This window comes from Microbacterium yannicii, assembly GCF_024055635.1.
Taxonomy (GTDB): Bacteria; Actinomycetota; Actinomycetes; order Actinomycetales; family Microbacteriaceae; genus Microbacterium; species Microbacterium yannicii.
On the sequence record NZ_JAMXMB010000032.1, the window covers coordinates 100,829 to 118,215 of the forward strand.

General features: G+C 70.9%; 16 protein-coding genes and 1 pseudogene. 6 read left to right on the forward strand and 11 right to left on the reverse strand.

Going from position 1 to position 17,387, the window contains the following annotated elements; all coding sequences use genetic code 11:
- Positions 1–65: 65 nt before the first annotated feature.
- The 3 genes from NCG93_RS12880 to NCG93_RS12890 all read left to right on the forward strand — a co-directional run bounded on the left by NCG93_RS12880 (position 66) and on the right by NCG93_RS12890 (position 2,669).
- Positions 66–752 (forward strand): type 1 glutamine amidotransferase domain-containing protein, encoded by a 687-nt coding sequence (locus NCG93_RS12880; protein ID WP_194412252.1) that lies wholly within the window; start codon positions 66–68, stop codon positions 750–752.
- Between the two features lie 272 nt (positions 753–1,024).
- Entirely contained in the window at positions 1,025–1,501 is a 477-nt protein-coding gene (locus tag NCG93_RS12885) for an ATP-dependent endonuclease (RefSeq protein ID WP_194412251.1), read from the forward strand.
- 253 nt (positions 1,502–1,754) lie between these two features.
- Positions 1,755–2,669 (forward strand): hypothetical protein, encoded by a 915-nt coding sequence (locus NCG93_RS12890; protein WP_194412250.1) that lies wholly within the window; start codon positions 1,755–1,757, stop codon positions 2,667–2,669.
- 55 nt (positions 2,670–2,724) lie between these two features.
- Here NCG93_RS12890 and NCG93_RS12895 read toward each other — a convergent pair whose 3' ends face one another.
- The 3 genes and pseudogenes from NCG93_RS12895 to NCG93_RS12905 all read right to left on the reverse strand — a co-directional run bounded on the left by NCG93_RS12895 (position 2,725) and on the right by NCG93_RS12905 (position 6,595).
- Complete coding sequence (locus tag NCG93_RS12895) at positions 2,725–3,975, reverse strand: alpha/beta fold hydrolase (protein ID WP_194412249.1); 1,251 nt, start codon at positions 3,973–3,975, stop codon at positions 2,725–2,727.
- 302 nt (positions 3,976–4,277) lie between these two features.
- A pseudogene (locus NCG93_RS12900) lies at positions 4,278–5,805 on the reverse strand (MATE family efflux transporter).
- Between the two features lie 169 nt (positions 5,806–5,974).
- Positions 5,975–6,595, reverse strand: coding sequence for a TetR family transcriptional regulator (locus tag NCG93_RS12905; protein WP_194412248.1), 621 nt, complete (start codon positions 6,593–6,595; stop codon positions 5,975–5,977).
- A gap of 142 nt (positions 6,596–6,737) precedes the next feature.
- Here NCG93_RS12905 and NCG93_RS12910 point away from each other — a divergent pair, with 142 nt between their 5' ends.
- Both NCG93_RS12910 and NCG93_RS12915 read left to right on the forward strand, forming a co-directional pair.
- Positions 6,738–8,186 (forward strand): purine-cytosine permease family protein, encoded by a 1,449-nt coding sequence (locus NCG93_RS12910; protein ID WP_252787547.1) that lies wholly within the window; start codon positions 6,738–6,740, stop codon positions 8,184–8,186.
- The gene (locus NCG93_RS12915) at positions 8,183–9,787 is read left to right on the forward strand and encodes an amidohydrolase (RefSeq protein ID WP_194412246.1); all 1,605 of its coding nucleotides are present in this window, start codon (positions 8,183–8,185) and stop codon (positions 9,785–9,787) included. The genes NCG93_RS12910 and NCG93_RS12915 overlap by 4 nt, the downstream gene beginning before the upstream one ends.
- 115 nt (positions 9,788–9,902) lie before the next feature.
- Here the strand turns inward: NCG93_RS12915 and NCG93_RS12920 are convergent, their stop codons facing one another.
- The 8 genes from NCG93_RS12920 to NCG93_RS12955 form a co-directional block, all read right to left on the reverse strand.
- Positions 9,903–11,162, reverse strand: a complete 1,260-nt coding sequence (locus NCG93_RS12920) for an MFS transporter (RefSeq protein WP_252787548.1) — start codon at positions 11,160–11,162, stop codon at positions 9,903–9,905.
- Positions 11,163–11,178: 16 nt separating this feature from the next.
- A complete protein-coding gene (locus NCG93_RS12925; RefSeq protein WP_194412244.1) occupies positions 11,179–12,417 on the reverse strand; it encodes an amidohydrolase in 1,239 nt (412 codons plus the stop codon).
- 29 nt (positions 12,418–12,446) lie between these two features.
- The gene (locus tag NCG93_RS12930; protein ID WP_194413692.1) at positions 12,447–13,013 is read right to left on the reverse strand and encodes a dihydrofolate reductase family protein; all 567 of its coding nucleotides are present in this window, start codon (positions 13,011–13,013) and stop codon (positions 12,447–12,449) included.
- A 160-nt stretch (positions 13,014–13,173) separates the two neighbouring features.
- Positions 13,174–13,623: a GNAT family N-acetyltransferase gene (locus tag NCG93_RS12935; RefSeq protein WP_194412243.1), complete on the reverse strand. Its 450-nt coding sequence runs from the start codon at positions 13,621–13,623 to the stop codon at positions 13,174–13,176.
- A gap of 156 nt (positions 13,624–13,779) precedes the next feature.
- Entirely contained in the window at positions 13,780–14,541 is a 762-nt protein-coding gene (locus tag NCG93_RS12940; protein WP_194412242.1) for a hypothetical protein, read from the reverse strand.
- Positions 14,542–14,644: 103 nt separating this feature from the next.
- A complete protein-coding gene (locus NCG93_RS12945; RefSeq protein WP_194412241.1) occupies positions 14,645–14,905 on the reverse strand; it encodes a hypothetical protein in 261 nt (86 codons plus the stop codon).
- 108 nt (positions 14,906–15,013) lie between these two features.
- Positions 15,014–15,976: an alpha/beta hydrolase gene (locus tag NCG93_RS12950; protein WP_194412240.1), complete on the reverse strand. Its 963-nt coding sequence runs from the start codon at positions 15,974–15,976 to the stop codon at positions 15,014–15,016.
- Positions 15,976–16,893: an NAD-dependent epimerase/dehydratase family protein gene (locus NCG93_RS12955; protein WP_194412239.1), complete on the reverse strand. Its 918-nt coding sequence runs from the start codon at positions 16,891–16,893 to the stop codon at positions 15,976–15,978. Before NCG93_RS12955 ends, NCG93_RS12950 begins: the two co-directional genes overlap by 1 nt.
- Positions 16,894–16,984: 91 nt before the next feature.
- Between NCG93_RS12955 and NCG93_RS12960 the strand changes: the two genes are divergently transcribed.
- Positions 16,985–17,338, forward strand: coding sequence for a MerR family transcriptional regulator (locus NCG93_RS12960; RefSeq protein WP_194412238.1), 354 nt, complete (start codon positions 16,985–16,987; stop codon positions 17,336–17,338).
- Positions 17,339–17,387 lie beyond the last annotated feature (49 nt).

Sequence of the window (17,387 nt, forward strand, 5' to 3'; positions counted from 1 at the left end):
GCCGGTGATGGCTACCCCGTTGTCGTCGGCAAGCGGCTCGCACAGGCCGCAGAACGGGAGAAGACATGGCACACGTACTCATGGCGGTCACCGGCGCGGACGCCATCGCCCTCACGGACGGCACGAGTCACCCCACCGGATTCTGGGCGGAGGAGCTCATCGAGCTGCACCGCGGACTCGTGGCCGCCGGGCATCAGGTCGACGTCGCGACGCCCGGAGGCGTCCGCCCGACGGTCGACCCCGGCAGTCTCTCCGGCGATTCCGCGGATGGGCTCCGCGAGGATCTCGCGGTGATCGACGATCTGCTCGCCCACCCGCGGGCGCTGGCCGACGTGGGGGACGGCGAGTACGACGCGATCGCGCTGCCGGGCGGCCACGGACCGATGGTCGACCTCGCGGTGGACGCCGACCTCGGACGCCTGCTCATCGACGCGGTCGACCGCGACGCGGTGGTGGGGGTGCTGTGCCACGGGCCCGCAGGGCTGCTCAGCGCGGTGCGCGAGGACGGATCGTTCGCGTTCGCCGGCCGCCGCCTCGCCGTCTTCACCGACGACGAGGAGCGGCAGGGCGGCCTCGGCGACGGCTCGCCCTATCTGGTCGAGACCCGTCTGCGCGAGCTCGGCGCGATCGTCGAGCCGGGCGAGCCCTGGTCGGTCACCGTGGTGACGGACGGCTCGCTGGTGAGCGGTCAGAACCCGCAGTCGAGCGTCGCGACCGCGCAGCGCCTCGTCGAGGTGCTGGCGACACGCTGACCGCGAGGGATGCCCCGGGGTGCGGTCACGGCCGACAGCAGGCCGCGCCCGCGGGCATGCGCCGCGCGCCACGCCGCGTCGTCGTGCGGGCGGCACGTCGAGACCTGGGGCACGGCCGCTGCCCCCCGCCCCCGCGGCGCCGTCGCCCTGTCCGCACCGCAGATCGGGGAGGATGAAGGCGACGCGTGCCACGCGGCGCGGCGTCATCGCAGCAACAATCGCAAGAGCAGGCGTCGTGCACCTGGCGAGACGTCGGGAAGGCGACGCGCGGCATGACCATCGTGCTGGTCGAGGGCGAGAGCGACCGGATCGCCCTCGAGACGCTGGCGACCCGGCTGGGCATGCGGATGCCGGAGGTGCGGGTCATCGGCGGGTCGAAGGGTGCCCGCCGGGCGGCGGCCGAGCTCACCGGCATGCGGCTGTTGGGGCTCGTCGACCAGGGTGAGCGTGAGGACTTCGAGCGGGTGCTCGACACCGTGTTCGTGTGCGATCCCGACCTCGAGGCCGAGTTCGTCCGCGCGCTGGGCGTCGCCGGAGTCGAGGCCGTCATCGCGGAGCAGGGCGAGCTGGCCTCGTTCCGCAGTCTGCAGCGCCAGCCCTTCCAGCGCGGTCGCCCCATCGAAGCGCAGCTCGCGCGCTTCTTCGGCGGCCGCAGCGGCAACAAGGCCCGCTACGCCGGGCTGATGGCTGAGGCTGTACCGCTGGACAGGGTGCCGCCGCCGCTGGCCGCGCTGCTCGCCGCGGTATGACGGACTGTCCGCCGGCCCAGCGCGAGGCCCCGCGGCCCGGCCGGCGACATCCTGCGCGTTTTCGTACGCGACAGGTATTCCCGCAATGGTTCTCCGAACGGCCGGTGTGCCGTGGAACGTCCGGTCGCCATCGCTCCGGCGACCGCGACCGCATCCTCCGCGCTGGGCCGTCCCGCGGACGGAGACCACGGGGACCCGGCGCGGGACCGGCGACGCACCTCGCGATGACCGTGGCTGTCGATAGTCTGCGCGAGTGAGCAACGCCGAACGCCGCCCCTTGCCCGCGTACGTCTGGTTCCTGATCGGCGCCGCCGGCGCTGTCGTGGGGCTGCTGCCGTGGCTGGTGGCCGGTGGGCGGCTGCCGTTGCAGAACCTCGCGGTGGACCAGTCGACGACGGCGATGCCGTTCGTCCTGCTGCCGTTCAGCCAGTACTTCCTCCTGGCGATCGTCGCGCTGCTGGTCGTGGGCGCGGCGGCCGCCGGCATCGCCGCTCGGGCGCTCGCGCCTCGACGTCCGCGCTTCGGCACGACAGCGCTGGTCGGCGGGATGCTGATGGTCCAGCTGGTCGCGGCGGTGCAGGCGACCGTGGTGACGGTGCGCCTGCTCGAGCGGTCCTCGCGCACGGCGGTCTACGCCGGAGCGGTCGGCGCCGTGATCGTGGTGTCGCTCCTGGTCGGACTGCTCGTGGTGCTGCTCATCGGCCGCTCACCGGTGCCGGGTGCCACGATCGCGCTCTCGCTCGCCGCCGTCGCGGCGCCGACCTGGATCGGCACCGCCTTGCGCGACGCCATGCTGCTGGCGTCGAACGACGTCGTCCAGCCGATGCTGTTCGTCCTGCGCTGGATGCCCGCCGTGCTGGTGGGATGCGCGATCGCCTGGTGCGGCTTCCGCACGGCGGGCCGCATCACGGCCGTGATCGTGAGCTTGGCCGCGCTGTGGATCGGGCCGGCCTTCTTCACCGCCGTCTCGTCGGCCGCGGGGACGCGTGTGCTGGCGCCGTATCCGTCGGAGATGGTGGAGTACGGCATCCAGGTGTTCCTGATGGCGCTCACGATGCCCGAGCTCGTGGTGCCGCCGCTGGTGGTCGCGCTCATCATCGGCGTCGGCGGATCGCTGCTGCTGGCACGCCTGCGCCGCGGTTCGCGGGACCCCGTTCCCGCAACCTGACACCGCTGCAGCTCTGGTGCCGCGCACGCCGCCGGGCTGCGGCATCCGTCCCGCGTCAGCGCAGGCGGCGGCCGTGGGCGATGTCGATGAGGTGTGACAGCACGTCGCCGCCCGACCGGAGGCCGTTGTGCTCGTGTTCGCTGGTGATCCACGGCGTCACGCCCGGCAGCAGCCGAGCGGTCTCGAGAGAGAACTCCAGCGGCACGTACAGGTCGTTGACGTACACGGCGGCGGCGCCGCGGGCGTCGGACGCGGCGATCGCATCGGCGTCGTACAACCGCGGCCACGCGAAGCCGGCGAGCTCGAAGGTCACGTCACGCCACGGCTGGAAGCCGGGAACCGTGTCCGCCCACTCGCGGCGCACGTGCTCGCCGGTGAACAGCGTCGGGTCGTCGCGGAAGTCGTCGGGCTCGGTGCGCTCGGCCGACCACTCGGTGGCGTAGCCGTCGGCGTAGCTCGACTCGTGGAACACGTAGTACAGCGGATTGCGCGCGTCGAAGGGCATCGCGGCCGCGAGGTCGTGGCGGAACGCGTTCGTGTGCGGCTCGAGTTCGAGCAGGCTCCACAGCTTCTGCCATCCGTCGTTCGTGCCGAGGGCCGACCCCACCGACCGCACGCGCGACACCGACGCGATCTCACCGTCGGGCAGCACGAGGGCGCCGGCGTCGGCGAGGTCGACGATCCGCCGCATCGCGTCGCGGTGCGCAGGGAAGCGCCGGTAGTAGCGCTCCGACGCCTCGCGCATCTTGTCGTAGGTGAGAGCGTAGACATCGTCGGGATGCCGTCCCACGGCGCTCAGACCGCCCGTGAGGTAGACGTGCTCGAGGGACGCGGCATCCGTCGACAGATAGGCCAAGGTCGTGAAACCGCCGAAGGACTGTCCCAGCACGCTCCAGCGATCGGCGCCGAGTTCGGCACGCAGGGCCTCGCAGTCGCGAACGATGGCGTCGGCGCGCAGGTGCGTGATGTGCTCGGCGAGCTCGGCCGTGCCGCGCTCGAGGTCGACGTCGCTCACGGGCGTCGAGAGCCCGGTGCCCCGCTGGTCGAGCAGCACCACCCGGTAGTGCTCGAGCGCGGAGTCCAGCCACGACGGCCCGGCCGGCGCGTGGAATGCTCGGGGCGCCTCGTGACCCGGGCCGCCCTGCAGGAAGACGAGATACGGGAGGCGGCCGCCGCCCTCGCGGGTGACCACGGCGGCGTGGATGTCGATCGTGCGCCCGTCGGCGGGATCGTCCCACACCAGCGGCACGGTGAGGAGGTGGTCGTCGATGGTCAGATCCTGCATGCGGCGCGTCGTCACGGACATGCCTCCGAGCCTACGACGCGCTCACTCCCGCGCAGATGGGGCCACCGTCGCCGAGACAAGGGATCCGCGCCGAAACCGAGGGCAGCACCCCCTGGTACGGCGGAAATCCCTCGTCTCGACGCAGCCACGGCATGCCGTCGCACCCCCGCCAGCCGCCGCAAAACCCGGCGCCGACCCCCCTCCCGCACCCGCACATCGCCGAGACAAGGGATCCGCGCCGAGACCGAGGGCAACGTCCCGTGGTTCGGCGGAGGTCCCCGGTCTCGGCGCACCACACGGGCGCGGCGGCGGAGCCGGGCGACTCAGCCGCGCGTGCTGCGCCGTGGGCGCTCGGCGGCGCGGGCGACCCGGCGACGGCGACGCGGCGGGGTCGGGGTCGCCGTCTGCGCCGCGGTCGGCAGCACGATCGGCTGCGTCACCACGGCGTCGACGACCATCGATCCGTCGGTGGGACCGATGACCGCGATCGGGGTGGTCGGCGTCATGACCATCGGCGACACCGGGACCCTGGCGAGCTGGCGGTGCGCGACGATGTACGCGGGCACCAGCACGACGACGGCGCCGAGCCACGCAAGCGGATTGCTCGCGGCCACGCCGATGAAGCCGAAGATGCCACCCAGCACAACGGCCGCGCCCACGCGCATGACGAGCTCGATCACGCCCGTCACCGTCGGGATCAGGGCATGGCCGAGTCCCTGCAGTGCGCCGCGAAGGACGAACAGGATGCCGAGGATCCAGTACGTGGCCCCGTTGATGGCGAGCATCTGCGCCGCCATGCCGACGACCTCGCCCGAGCCTTCGCCGACGAACAGCCGCACCAGCTGCGCGCCGAAGGCGATCAGCAGCGCGCCGAGCACGATCGCCGCGGCGACCGACATCCAGGTCGCCTGGGTGACGCCGCGGCGGATGCGATCGGGCCGACCGCCACCGTGGTTCTGCGCGACGAACATCGACACCGCGAGTCCGAGCGACTGCAGCAGCGCCACGGCGAGGCCGTCGACGCGGGATGCCGCGGTGTAGGCCGCGACCGCGTCCGCGCCCAGCTCGTTGAGGGCCACCTGCACCGACAGCGTGCCGATCGCGATGATCGAGGCCTGGAAGCCCATCGGGAGGCCGAGCCGCAGGTGCTCGGCGAGGTCGGCACGGCTGACGCGCCAGTCCTCGCGGTGGACGTGGAGCACCGGCATCCGTCGACGAACGAACTCCAGGCAGAGCAGCACCGAGATGGCCTGCGAGACGACGGTGGCGAGCGCCGCGCCGCCCACGCCCCAGCCGAGCGGGCCGACCATGACGATCACCAGCACGACGTTCAGACCGCACGCGAGGGTGAGGAAGACGAGAGGCGTGCGGGAGTCGCCGATGGCGCGGATGATCGCCGACAGATAGTTGAAGAACATCATCGCGCCGGCGCCGAGGAAGCTGATCCGGGCGAACACGACCGCGTCGTCCATGAGCTCCGCGGGCGTCTGCAACAGCGTGAGCAGCGGGCCGGCGAGCAACGGCGCACCCACCGTGAGGAGCGCCGTGCACGCGCCGGTCAGGAGGGTCCCCGTCGCGACCGAGCGCCGCACCGCCGCGTAATCACGGGCGCCGAACGCCTGTGCCGTAGGGATGGCGAACCCGGACGTGAGCCCCCACGCGAACCCCAGCAGCAGGAAGAGCATGCTGCCCGTCGCACCGACGGCGGCGAGAGCGTCCACGCCGAGATGGCGGCCCACGACGATCGCGTCGACGAACTGATACAGCTGCTGGACGACATTGCCTAAGGAGCGGGACGGCGAACAGGACGATGACGCGCCACGGGCGGCCCGTCGTCAGGGCGGTGGTCATGAAAGGCGGCTCTCGAAGGAGAAGGCGAAGGGGGGAGGGCCGGAAAGCGGCTGCCGATCACTATATCGAATCGATTCGGCCCGCACATGGACGATCGCTGGGTGTGACGGACGGATGCTGCGGCCCGGTGTCGCGCGTCAGCCGGCCGCGCCGGCGGGCCGCGCCCGCCTCACGCGGCGGCGAGCGCCCCGGGCCGCAGCCCCAGCGCCCACTCGGCGGTGTCGGTGACGAAGGTCGCGTACGCCGCGTGGGTGAATCCGCCGACATCGTTCACGTAGGCGCCGTGCCCGTCGATCGCGACGAGGATGCGCACGCACGCCGCGAGGGGATCGTCGCAGCGGAAGGTGCCGTCGGCGGCGCCGTCCTCGATGATCGCGAGCAGGCTCGCGACGTTGAGCTTCTCCTGCTCATGGACGGCCTCAGCGAGCGCCGGCGTGAACCGCGACAGATGTCGCGCGTTGAGCCAGAGCTTCGACAGCGGATCGGACGACGGCGCCTCGATGTCGTGCACGACCGCGGCCAGGCGCGCGAGCGGCGTGCCCTCGGCCGGGTACGCGCCTCGCCGCTCATCTTCCGCCGCGCGTACGAAAGCGGCGATGACCAGGTCTTCCGCGGACGGATAGTAGTGCGTGATGAGGCCGGGGCGCACGCCGATCCGCTCAGCGACGGCACGCAGCGTGATGCACTCCAACCCTTCGGCGAGGGCGATGTCGGCGGCCGCGGCCAGGATCTCGGCTCGGCGCTCGTCGGGATGCTTGCGGATCCGCCGCGGCGCAGGGCTTGACACCATGTCCGTCATGTTATTGGATGTGTGACCAATAGTCTATTGTTCGCTCGACCAATAGATGTTGCGAGAACACACACCCCGATCCGCACCGCGCAACGAAGCCGCCGGCGAACGACGACGTCATGCCGCTCCGAGAGGAACTCCCGTGTCAGACGAGACCCAGACCGCGAAGGCGCCGCCTTCTCCGACCGCCGAGTTCGTGGATGCCGCGACCCAGCCCGAGACCCGCGGAATCGAGCTGATCGGGGCCGGGGAGCGCCACGGCCGCGCGCGCGACCTGTTCTTCGTCTGGGCGGCGCCGAGCGTCAGCATCCTGAATTTCACGGTCGGTGCGACGCTGGTGCTGCTGGGCCTGGAACTGTGGCAGGCCGTGCTGGTCGTCATCGCGGGGTCGGCGCTGTGGGCGTTCCCCGGGATCATCGCGATCAGCGGCCCCGCCGCGGGCACCTCCGGCTCGGTCATCACGCGCGCCGTCTACGGCATCATCGGCAACAAGCCGGTCGTCGCCTTCACCGGCTGGCTGATCGGTGCGGTGTTCCTCGCGCTGAACTGGCTGGCCTCGTCATTCCTCGGAGCCGACCTGCTCGCGGGCATGGGTCTGACCGACCCTGTCGTCGTGCCGATCGTCGTCACCCTCGTGATCTCGGCGCTCACGGTGCTGGTGGCCGTCTACGGCCATGCGCTCATCGTGCGGGTGTATTCGTGGCTGGCGATCGTCCTCGCGGTGATCTTCGTGACGGTGACGGCGTTCATCCTGCCCCAGGTGGACTGGAGCTACCAGGCGGCCGAGCCGTTGTCGGGGGTGCCGCTGTGGTCTGCCGTCACGATCGGGTTCACGCTCGTCGCGTCCGGTCCGATCTCGTACATCAACAGCCCCGACATCGCCCGCTACCTGCCGCGCTCGACGAAGCCGTCGCACATCATCGCCGCCACGGCGCTCGGCGGCGCCCTGCCCGGCATGGTGTTCACGTTCGTCGGCGTGCTGCTGGCGACCGTGGTGATGAGCGGGATGGATGCCGGCATCGAATCGGCTCTGCTCGGCCTGCTGCCCACATGGCTCGTGCCCGTCTTCGTGATCGGCGTCATCGTCAACACCGTCGCGCTCAACGGCATGACCACCTACACGTCGAGCATGGCGCTGCAGGCGATCGGCATTCCGCTGCGCCGCATCCCGGCCGCCATCGTGGTGGGCGCGATCGGCACCGCACTCACGATCTATCTCGTGCTGTCGACGAGCCTCCTCGACGCCGTCAACCTCATGCTGCAGTTCCTCGTCGTCGTGTCGGCACCCACGATGGCGGTGTTCGTCGCCGACGTCGTGCTGCGCCACGGCCGCTACGACGGCGTCGACCTCTTCGACGAGGAGCGCGGCGGCCGCTTCTGGTACAGCCGCGGCTGGAGCATCCCCGGTGTCGTGGCGGTGCTCGCGGGCGGCACGGCGAGCGCGCTCTGCCTCTCGACCACCATCTGGACCGGCCCCGTCGGCGAGGCCTTCGGCGACATCGACCTCTCGGTGCCGGTCGGCATGCTGGTGGCGGCATCCCTCTACACGTTGCTGCTGCGCACCTCCCTCGGAAAGGCAGGTCGGCCATGACCACCCTGTACACGCACGCCCATGTGTTCACCGCAGACGCCCGTCGCTGGGCGTCTGCGATCGTCGTCCGCGACGGCCGGATCGCCTACGTCGGCGACGACGACACCGCGCGCCGGATCGCCGGCGTCGAGGCGCCGGAGATCGACCTCGGCGGCGCCACCGTGCTGCCGGGATTCGTCGACGGGCACGCGCACATCGTCGGCACCGGAGAGGCCGCCGCGCAGGTGGACCTCTGGGGCGCCGACACGCTCGACGAGATCCAGCGCCGCATCCGTGCCTTCGCGGACGACCACCCCGACGCGCCGCGCATCCGCGCGCAGGGCTGGCAGCACGCGGCGGTCGGGGGCCGCCCGACGCGGCAGCTGCTGGATGAGGTCGTCTCCGACCGGCCGGTGTACGCGGACGCGTACGACTTCCACTCGATCTGGCTCAACACGGCGGCCCTCGCCGAGACCGGCATCGGCGACGACACCGCCGACCCGGCAGGCGGCATGGTCCACCGCGACGGTGAGGGGCACGCCACCGGGCTCGTCGACGAGACGGCGATGCACCTGCTCGTGCAGCCGGTGCTCGCGAGCTTCACGACCGACGACGATCGCGACGCGGCGCTGGCTGCGGCCCTGCGCGGCTACGCCGGAACGGGCGTCACGGCCGCGACCGATATGGGGCTCGACGAGCACGACCTCGCCGCGATGATCCGTGCCGAGCGGGCCGGCGCCCTCACCGCGCACATCGCCGGGCACTGGCGCGTGCAGCCCACCGGCGATGAGGGTCAGAACCTCGCGCAGGTTGCGCGGGCCGTCGAGCTCGCCGTCGCCCACGCATCGGAGTGGCTGCGGGTCGTCGGCATCAAGGTCATGATCGACGGCACGGTCGACGGCTGCACGGCGGCGGTGGGCCACCCCTACTCGGACGGCAGCGATCCCGACCCGGTCTGGAGCCTCGACGAGCTGGCGCCTGTCGTCGCAGCCGCGGACGCCGCCGGCCTGCAGGTCGCCATGCACGCGATCGGCGACGAGGCGGTGCGCATCGCGATCTCGGCCGTCGAGCACGCGATCGCCGCGAACGGGCCACGACGACGGCGTCACCGCATCGAGCACCTCGAAGTCGTGGAGCGCGCCGACATCGACCGCCTGGCCGCGCTCGGCATCACCGCGAGCATGCAACCCGTGCACGCCGATCCCGCGATCCAGGCGAACTGGCGCGCGATGCTCGGCGACGAGCGCGTCGATCGCGGCTTCCCGTGGCCCGAGATGACCGATGCCGGCGCCCCGCTGGTCTTCGGCACCGACTCCCCGACGTCGCCGTACGCGCCACTGCCCAACATGTTCATCGCGGCGACGCGACGCTCGGCTCTCGACCCGACGCTGCCCCCGAACGTGCCCGCGTACGCTCTCCCGCTCATGGCAGCCATCGAGCACGCCACGCGCGACGCCGCGTGGGCGAGCGGCGCCGAGGAGTCGTACGGCCGCATCGCGGCCGGCCTGCACGCCGACTTCATCGTGCTCGACCGCGATGTGTTCGCCGGCTCGCCCGACGAGCTGCTCGAGACGCGCGTTGTCCGCACGGTGGTCGGCGGGCGCACGGTGCACCAGGCCTGACGCGCGACGTCGATGAGGAGCGGATGCCGGCGGCCGCGGCATCCGCTTCTCATTTACGTGGCAGCACCCTGCAAGGTGACGAGCCGCCCTTCGATCGCTGACGGAGGGCGAGCGCTCAGTCGGAGTCGGGAAGAATCCGCATCCCGCGGAGCGAGGGCGAGAGGACGGCGATAACCGCCGCCGCCCCGAACACGACAATCACGACGACGAGCGTCCACTGATCGCCGATGAGACCGACAGCCGCACCGCCGGCGAGGGCACCGATCGCCGCTGCCGTGCGGTTGGCCGCGCGGATGTTCGCGTTGACCCGTCCGAGCAGGGCGTCTGGCGTCACCGCCTGTCGGAGGCCCATCTCGTTCGCGTTCTCGACGCCGGCCGCGAGTCCGTGGAGCGCGAGCGCTATATAGAGGAGTGCAGGCGCCGCCGACAGCCACGCTGCCACCGCGACCAGCAGCCACGCGAGGGGATACACCGCGCGGGCGACGATGATCGCCGGCCCGGTGCCCAGCCACGAGCCGAATCTCACCGCGAAGCTTGCGCCGAGCAGCGCCGCCGACCCTGAGACGGCCAACAGCAGCCCGAACGTGAACGCGGTGAAGCCGAGGGAGCGCAGCGCCAGCAGCGAGAGCACGGTGAACGCGATGCCGTTCGCGAAGAACCAGACGTGCGTCGATACGGCGAGCGGCCCGAGCGTCGGATGCGCGTACGCCCAGCGCAGCCCCTCGCGGATCTCGCGGCCGAGGTGGCGCCCCGGGCGCCGCCCACGCGGCTCGTCGACGCGGATGGACCCGTTCAGCAGGGCATCGACCAGGTAGCTGGCCGCGTCGACCACGAGCGCGATCGGGGCTCCGAGCAGCCCCACGAGCCCGCCGCCCAGGGCCGGACCGACTGTCTGGGCCGCGGCATCGGTCTGATCCAGGCGCGCGTTCGCCACCACCAGTCGAGACCGCGGCACCAGCCGGGGCAGGAACGACTGCGTCGCGGCGAATCCGAACACCGAGAACGAGCCGAAGAGCAGCAACAGCACCACGAGCATCCAGATCTCGAGCGCACCGGTCAGCCACAGCACCGGGATCGCGCCGAGAGAGACCGCGCGGCCGATGCTCGACCAGACGAGGATCGGCTTGCGGCGCCAGCGGTCCGTGTACGCACCGGCGATCAGCCCGAGCACGGCGTACGGCACGAACTGCGCCGCGTTGACGATCCCCACTTCCGCCGGCGTCGCCGCGAGCAGCTGCACCACGAGCACCGGCATCGCGACGGCCGAGACCGCGGTCCCGAACGAGCTGATCGCCGCCGCCGTCCAGTAGCGTCCGAACCAGCCGCGCGACGGACCCGCCGCGGCGTCGGCGTCCGCGTCGGCGGCGGGGCTCACGGAAGCGGCTGCCGGCCTAGGCCATCCACGACGTGCGGCCGAAGCGCTCCCAGCGCTCGACGACACGCGGGCTCGCGGCATCCGGATCCGGCTCGTAGACCGCGCGCCCTTCGATGAACACGCGCTGCACGCGCGAATCGACTGCCAACGGGTCGCCCGACCACACGACGACGTCGCCGTCGCGTCCCGGTTCGAGGGCGCCGACCCGCTCGTTCAGGCGCAGGATGTCGGCAGGGTTGGTGGTGAGCGCCTGGAGGGCGGTGTCGGCGGAAAGGCCGTCGCGCACGGCGAGGATCGCCTGCAGGCGGATCTGGTCGATCGGCACCACCGGGTGGTCGGTCGTGATGGCGACCTTGACCCCGGCTTCGGCGAGGAGTGCGAGGTTGCCGATGGCGCGGTCGCGCAGCTCCACCTTGGAGCGCGAGGTCAGGAGAGGTCCGAAGATCACCGGGATCTGCTTCTCGGCGAGCACGTCGGCGATCTTGTGCGCCTCGGTGCCGTGGTTGACGATCAGCGCGTACCCGAATTCCTCCGACAGCCGGATCGCGGTGGCGATGTCGTCGTGGCGGTGGCAGTGCTGATCCCAGAGCAGCTCGCCCGACAGGACGGCCGCCAGTGTCTCCTTGCCCAGGTCGCGCTCGAACGGCTCGTCCTTGTCGGCGGCGGCCGTGCGCTTGTCGGCGTAGGTCTGGGCGGCGACGAACGCGTCGCGGAGCACGGATGCCACGCCCAGACGCGTCGACGGGGTCTGCTTCTTGTCGCCGTACACGCGCTTCGGGTTCTCGCCGAGCGCGGACTTGACGGAGACGTCGGCGGCGAGGATCTGCTCGTCGACGGTGCGACCGCCCCACGTCTTGATGGCGACCGTACGCCCGCCGATCGGGTTGCCCGAGCCGGGCTTGATGACGGCCGTCGTCACGCCGCCGCGCAGGGCGTCGCGGAAGCCGACCTCTTCGATGTCGATGCCGTCGAGCGCGCGGAACCGCGATCCGTTCGGATCGGTCATCTCGTTCGTGTCGTTGCCCGACCACCCCTCTCCGTCCTCGTGGACGCCGAGGTGGCCGTGCGACTCCACGAAGCCCGGGACGACCCAGCTCCCCGTGGCGTCGACCACTTCGGCGCCGTCGGGTACCGCGGTGTCGGGCCCGCCGACGGCGGTGATGACGCCGTCGGTGACGACGACGGTGCCGTTCTCGATGGGGTCGGAGCTGACAGGGACGACGTAGCCGCCGGTCACGGCGATGATGCGAGCCATGCTCTCCAACCTACGCCGCGCGGGCGGGGTCACCCGAGCGGCGGACGCTCCAGCACCATGGGCACGTACTCGAGCAGCTGGCTGCGCTGGTCGAAGGTGCGCGACTCGACGAGGTCCAGCCGCACGTCGGGGTAGCCGTCGAAGATCCGCTCCTGCCCGGTCGCGCCGGTGATCACCGGGAACACGACGACGCGGTAGCGGTCGACCAGGCCGGCGCGGAGGAGCGAGCGGCAGAGTGAGACGCTGCCGAGCGTGCGCAGCGGACGGTCGGACTCCTCCTTCAGCCGCCGCACGAAGTCGACCGCATCCTCGCGGACCAGCACGGAGTTCGCCCAGCCGAGGGGCTCCTCGAGCGTGGACGAGAAGACGTACTTCTGCACGCCGTTGAGCACGTCGGTGCCCTCTTCGCCGCCCGCGGTGAGCTCCGACATCACCCGGTAGGTCGTCGCGCCCATCAGGAGCGGGTAGTCCTTGTCGGGCAGCTCCTCCAGCCAGCCGAGATACTCGGGGCCCTCCATCCCCCACCATCCCGGCCAGCCCTCGGCGGCGCCGTAGCCGTCGAGCGACATGATGAAGTCGATCGTCAGGTTCTGCATCTGAGCCTCCTGCGCGTTCCGTCGCCCGCGCGAGCGCGCGGGCGTCACTTCTCGAGTGGATGCCTCGGGCACGAGGGTAATCGCGGGCCCCAGCTGACGGAACCCCGCCGCCGGGATGAGGGCGACGGCTGCGATGTCCCCCGGCACGTGCCGACGCGGATCAGATCTCGCGTTGCAGCAACACAGGTGACGGCGCGAAACCCGCGCGGCGATAGAGGTCGATCGCACGGGTACTCGAGTGCACGGTCACCCGGGGAATGGCGCGCCGGTCTGCGGCATCGCACAACGACCGGACCAACTCCGCGCCCACGCCGCGCCCACGGTGCGACGGGATCACGAACACGCTCTGCACGTCCGCGGAGTGACGACTCACGTCGCCGAGATTGGGGGCCCGCTCGAAGACCACCATCCAGGCCATGCCGACCAACTGACCATCATCGTCGGCCACAGCGCACACGACGTCTGATCGCCGCAGCCACTCGTCCAGCGCGATCGTCAGCTGTTCGCTCTCACCGGCTTCCGCCTGCCGTCCCGCCCACTGAGTCTTCAACTCGACCAGGCCGGCCACATCCGGCGGAGCAGCGAACCGAACCACGACGCTGTCGATCATGGCCACAGCCTGTCAGAGACCGAGTGGCGGGGAACATTCTCGGCAGTGCGGCGAGCTGACTCCGCCGGAAGGAACCTCCGGTTCGGGCCGCGGCTCGTCGGCGCGCGATGGCGAGCATCACCGCTCGGGACATCCGCGGGGCCGGGTCGTCAAGAGCTACGCGAACATCTGGCGCAGCACGTCGAGGTCGCCGACGTCGAGTGCCTGCGCGATCACCTCGGCCTCGGCCGGGTCGGGGAAGAGGCCGGACAATTCGTTCGCGAAGATGTCACGCATCCGGTCGAGATCGCCGGCCTGCGCCGCAGCACTCATGGCTTCGACCGCCAGCTGGTACGGAATCTGCTGGTATCCGGCAGGCGCGGTCACGGGGTTGTAGTACGGCACCCACGGGATCGTCGGGTCGGGGTGGAGCAGCAGCACCTCGCCGGGCTGGATCGTGCGCGTGTGGTTCAGGGTCGCGATCGTGAGCGCGTTGGCGATGCAGAACCGGTCCCCGATGGCGAACAGCGCGTCACCCGCCGCGACCGTGTAGGTCTTGATCCGACCCTCGCCGTCGAGGCCCACCGTGCCCGCCGCGAATTCACGCTCCCCACGGTCGGCCAGGTCGCCGTTCAGGCGCGCGCTGGTCTGTCCCATGTGGAGCCAGATCGGCTTCTCGCAGCCCTCGGGCGTGTTCTTCGGGATCGCGGTCCCGTTCCCGACGTACACGTAGCCGTCACCCAGCTCGTCGATCATGTCCTCGCCGATCGCGTCATCCTCTGCGGTTCCCGGCTCGACGGCGGGCTGCTCGGTCGGCTGGAAGATCGGCCAAGACGACAGAGAGCCCTGCACCGAGGCGATGGCGGGCGCTGCGAGCGCCACCAGACCGCCGACGACGAGCACGACGACGCCCGTGGTGATCTTGGCGGCGAGGTTCATGGAACGAACCTAATGGGACTTGGTGTCCCTAAGCCATGGTCGTGTGTGCCGCGGAACTCAATGAGCTCCGCATCGGCGATCTCCTGCGTTGGGCCTCGGATCGCTACGGCCGCATGCGGCGCTCGCGCACCATGCGCGCAAGGGTGTAGACCGCGGCTCCGGCACCGAACGCCAGCAGACCCGCAAGCGCCGCCATCAGCAGTCCGCCGAGGACCTCGCCCGACGTCCACTGCTCCAAGACACCGGCGATCACAAAGGGGAGCAGGATGCTGCAGAAGAGGAGGAGCGCGCACGCCCAGAGCCCACGGCGCAAGCGAGTCTTGGGCGGCTTGCTGCGGCCGTAGGCGAACAGGGCCCAGGGCATGGCGACCTCACGTCGACGGAAACTCGTGCCAGTGTCTCACGGCGTGGCGGGGCATCCGGAAGTCGTTTGGAGGCCGTGGCATCGGATGCCAAGGGTGCCTGCGGAGCGTTACTCGGTTGTCTGTCTCCGCTCGTGCGGGGCAGCCGAGGGCTCGAGGGCCTTCCGGAGCGCTTCGGCGGCGGCCGAATGGAACTGGGTGGTCACGCCGGCGTTGCGGAAGACGGCGTCGAAACCGTGGAAGACTCCCGGGATCTCGAGGACTTCGGTGGCGACGCCGGCTTCGCGGAGGCGTTCCGCGTAGGCGAGGTCTTCGTGGTGGAAGAGGTCGAGTGTGCCGACGCCGATCCAGGCGGGCGGCAGACCGGTGAGATGGTCGCGTCGTGCGGGCACGGAGTACCGCGGCACGTTCGGGCTGCCGGCCGGTGCCCCGAGGTAGGACTCCCAGCCGAAGCGGTTGCTGGAGGGCGGCCAGATGCGGACCTGTCGGGTGTCGATATCAGTGCGGAGCACGGTGCGGTCGTCGAGCATCGGGTACATGAGCAGTTGGAAGACGGGCTCCGCCGTGCCGTCATCGTGGAGTCTTTGAGTGAGAGCTGCGGCGAGGCCGCCGCCCGCGCTGCCTCCGCCGATCGCGATGCGATCAGGCTCGACACCCCACTCGGCGGCACGGCCACGGATCTCGTGCCACCCGTCGTAGAGGTCGTCAAGGGCTGCCGGCGCGGGGTGCTCGGGCGCGAGCCGGTAGGAAGCGGCGAACACGACGATGCCGAGACGCTCGGCGAGTCCGATGAGGAAGCGGTCGTCCTGCTGCGGGGAACCCATCACGAGCCCGCCGCCATGGATCCAGAAAAATGCTGGACCGGTCCCGCCTGCGGCGCGCGGCCGGTAGACCCGGTACGGGAGCTCGCCGCCTGCGGTCGCGATGGTCAGGCTCGACACGTCGACATCGGGCGTGGACGCGCGCGGACGGGGCGGCCTTCGAAACAGGCGCAGGGTGCGCCGCGAGACGCCGGCGCGAGGGAACCAGCGTGCAGCGCGGACGTCGGGGTGGAACGGTTCCGGTGTGGACATCACGCCCCCGCCTTCACGGCCGCAGCGCCGGACGTCCGGTAGCTCCCGGTCCGAATGTCGTCGAGTATCGACCCGCCGACCGGTGCCCAATCGAACGTCTCCCGCGCCTTGTCACCGGCGAGGGTGCCAGGAGCTCCGAGGATGAGCGCGAGAGGACCGAGCACGTCTGTCGCGGTCTCACGGGGAAGGGAGACCGTCTGGGCGTCGGTGATCGCGCTGATCGCTTCAGCGAGTTCCCGCATCGTGAATCGATGCTCTCCTTTCGCGTTGAACACGCCGGGAGTCGGCCGCTCGAGGGCGGCGACGTACAGGTCCGCCAGATCGTCGACGTGGATCGCATCCCAAGGCTGGCCTCCGTCATCGACGTAAGCGGCCGCACCCGTCGTTTCGGCGGCGCCGATCAGGCCGGTCACGAGGCCCGAACCCCCGCGTCCGTGCACGAGCGCGGCCCGGAACACGATCGGAGTGATGTCCGCAGCGCTCAGCACGACACGCTCGGCCTGGCTCTTGACGGGCTGCGCGCTGCGCTCCGGCAGGCGTGCGTCTTCGTCGCGAGGCTGGCCGGGATCGATCCCGTAGACCAACCCCGTGCTCGTGTGCAGCACCGGCTTGTCGGTTCCAGACGCACCCGCGCCTGCGACAAGGGCGGTGACCGCGGCGAGCTCCGCCGCGGCAGCCGCCTCGGACATGCTGCTGTCGAATGCCGCATGCACCACCGCATCCGCCGACATGGCAGCAGCGCGAAGCACATCGGTGTCGTCCAGCGAACCGCGCACGGCGCTGGCGCCTGCATCGGTCAGCCGTTCCGCACCCGCGGCGGTACGCGCGAGCGCGTCGACCTCGTGCCCTGCGGCGAGCAGCCGCTCCAGAAGAACCGAGCCCAGGTACCCGGTGCCGCCCGTGAGGAAGATCCTCATCTCTCATCCTTTCCGTACGGGACCCTGCCCGGACAGGAACGACGGTAAAGTGTGACGCTAACGTCAATGTCAAGTCGGAAGGTGCGGCGTCATGAGAATCGGAGAGCTCAGTCGCCAGACCGGGGCGAGTCCCCGCGCCATCCGCTACTACGAGCAGACGGGTCTGCTGCAGTCCGAGCGACAATCGAACGGATACCGCGAGTTCGATGACACCGCCATCCAGACCGTCACAACGATCCGCACCCTCTTCGAACTCGGCTTCCCCTCAGAACTCGTCTCCCGCGTGCTCCCCTGCACCGGAGAAGCCGGCCCCATCGCCGGCGAGTGCGGCGCCCTGATGCGGCGTGTCATCGAGATCCGCGACGAGATGGACGAGAAGGCGCGTCGACTCGACGCCACCCGCGATCAACTCACGCAGTTCCTCGAGACCGCGAACCGGCGATAGCGACACTCGACCCACGCGTCGCGCGGTTGTCGGCGTCGCCACGTCGCGA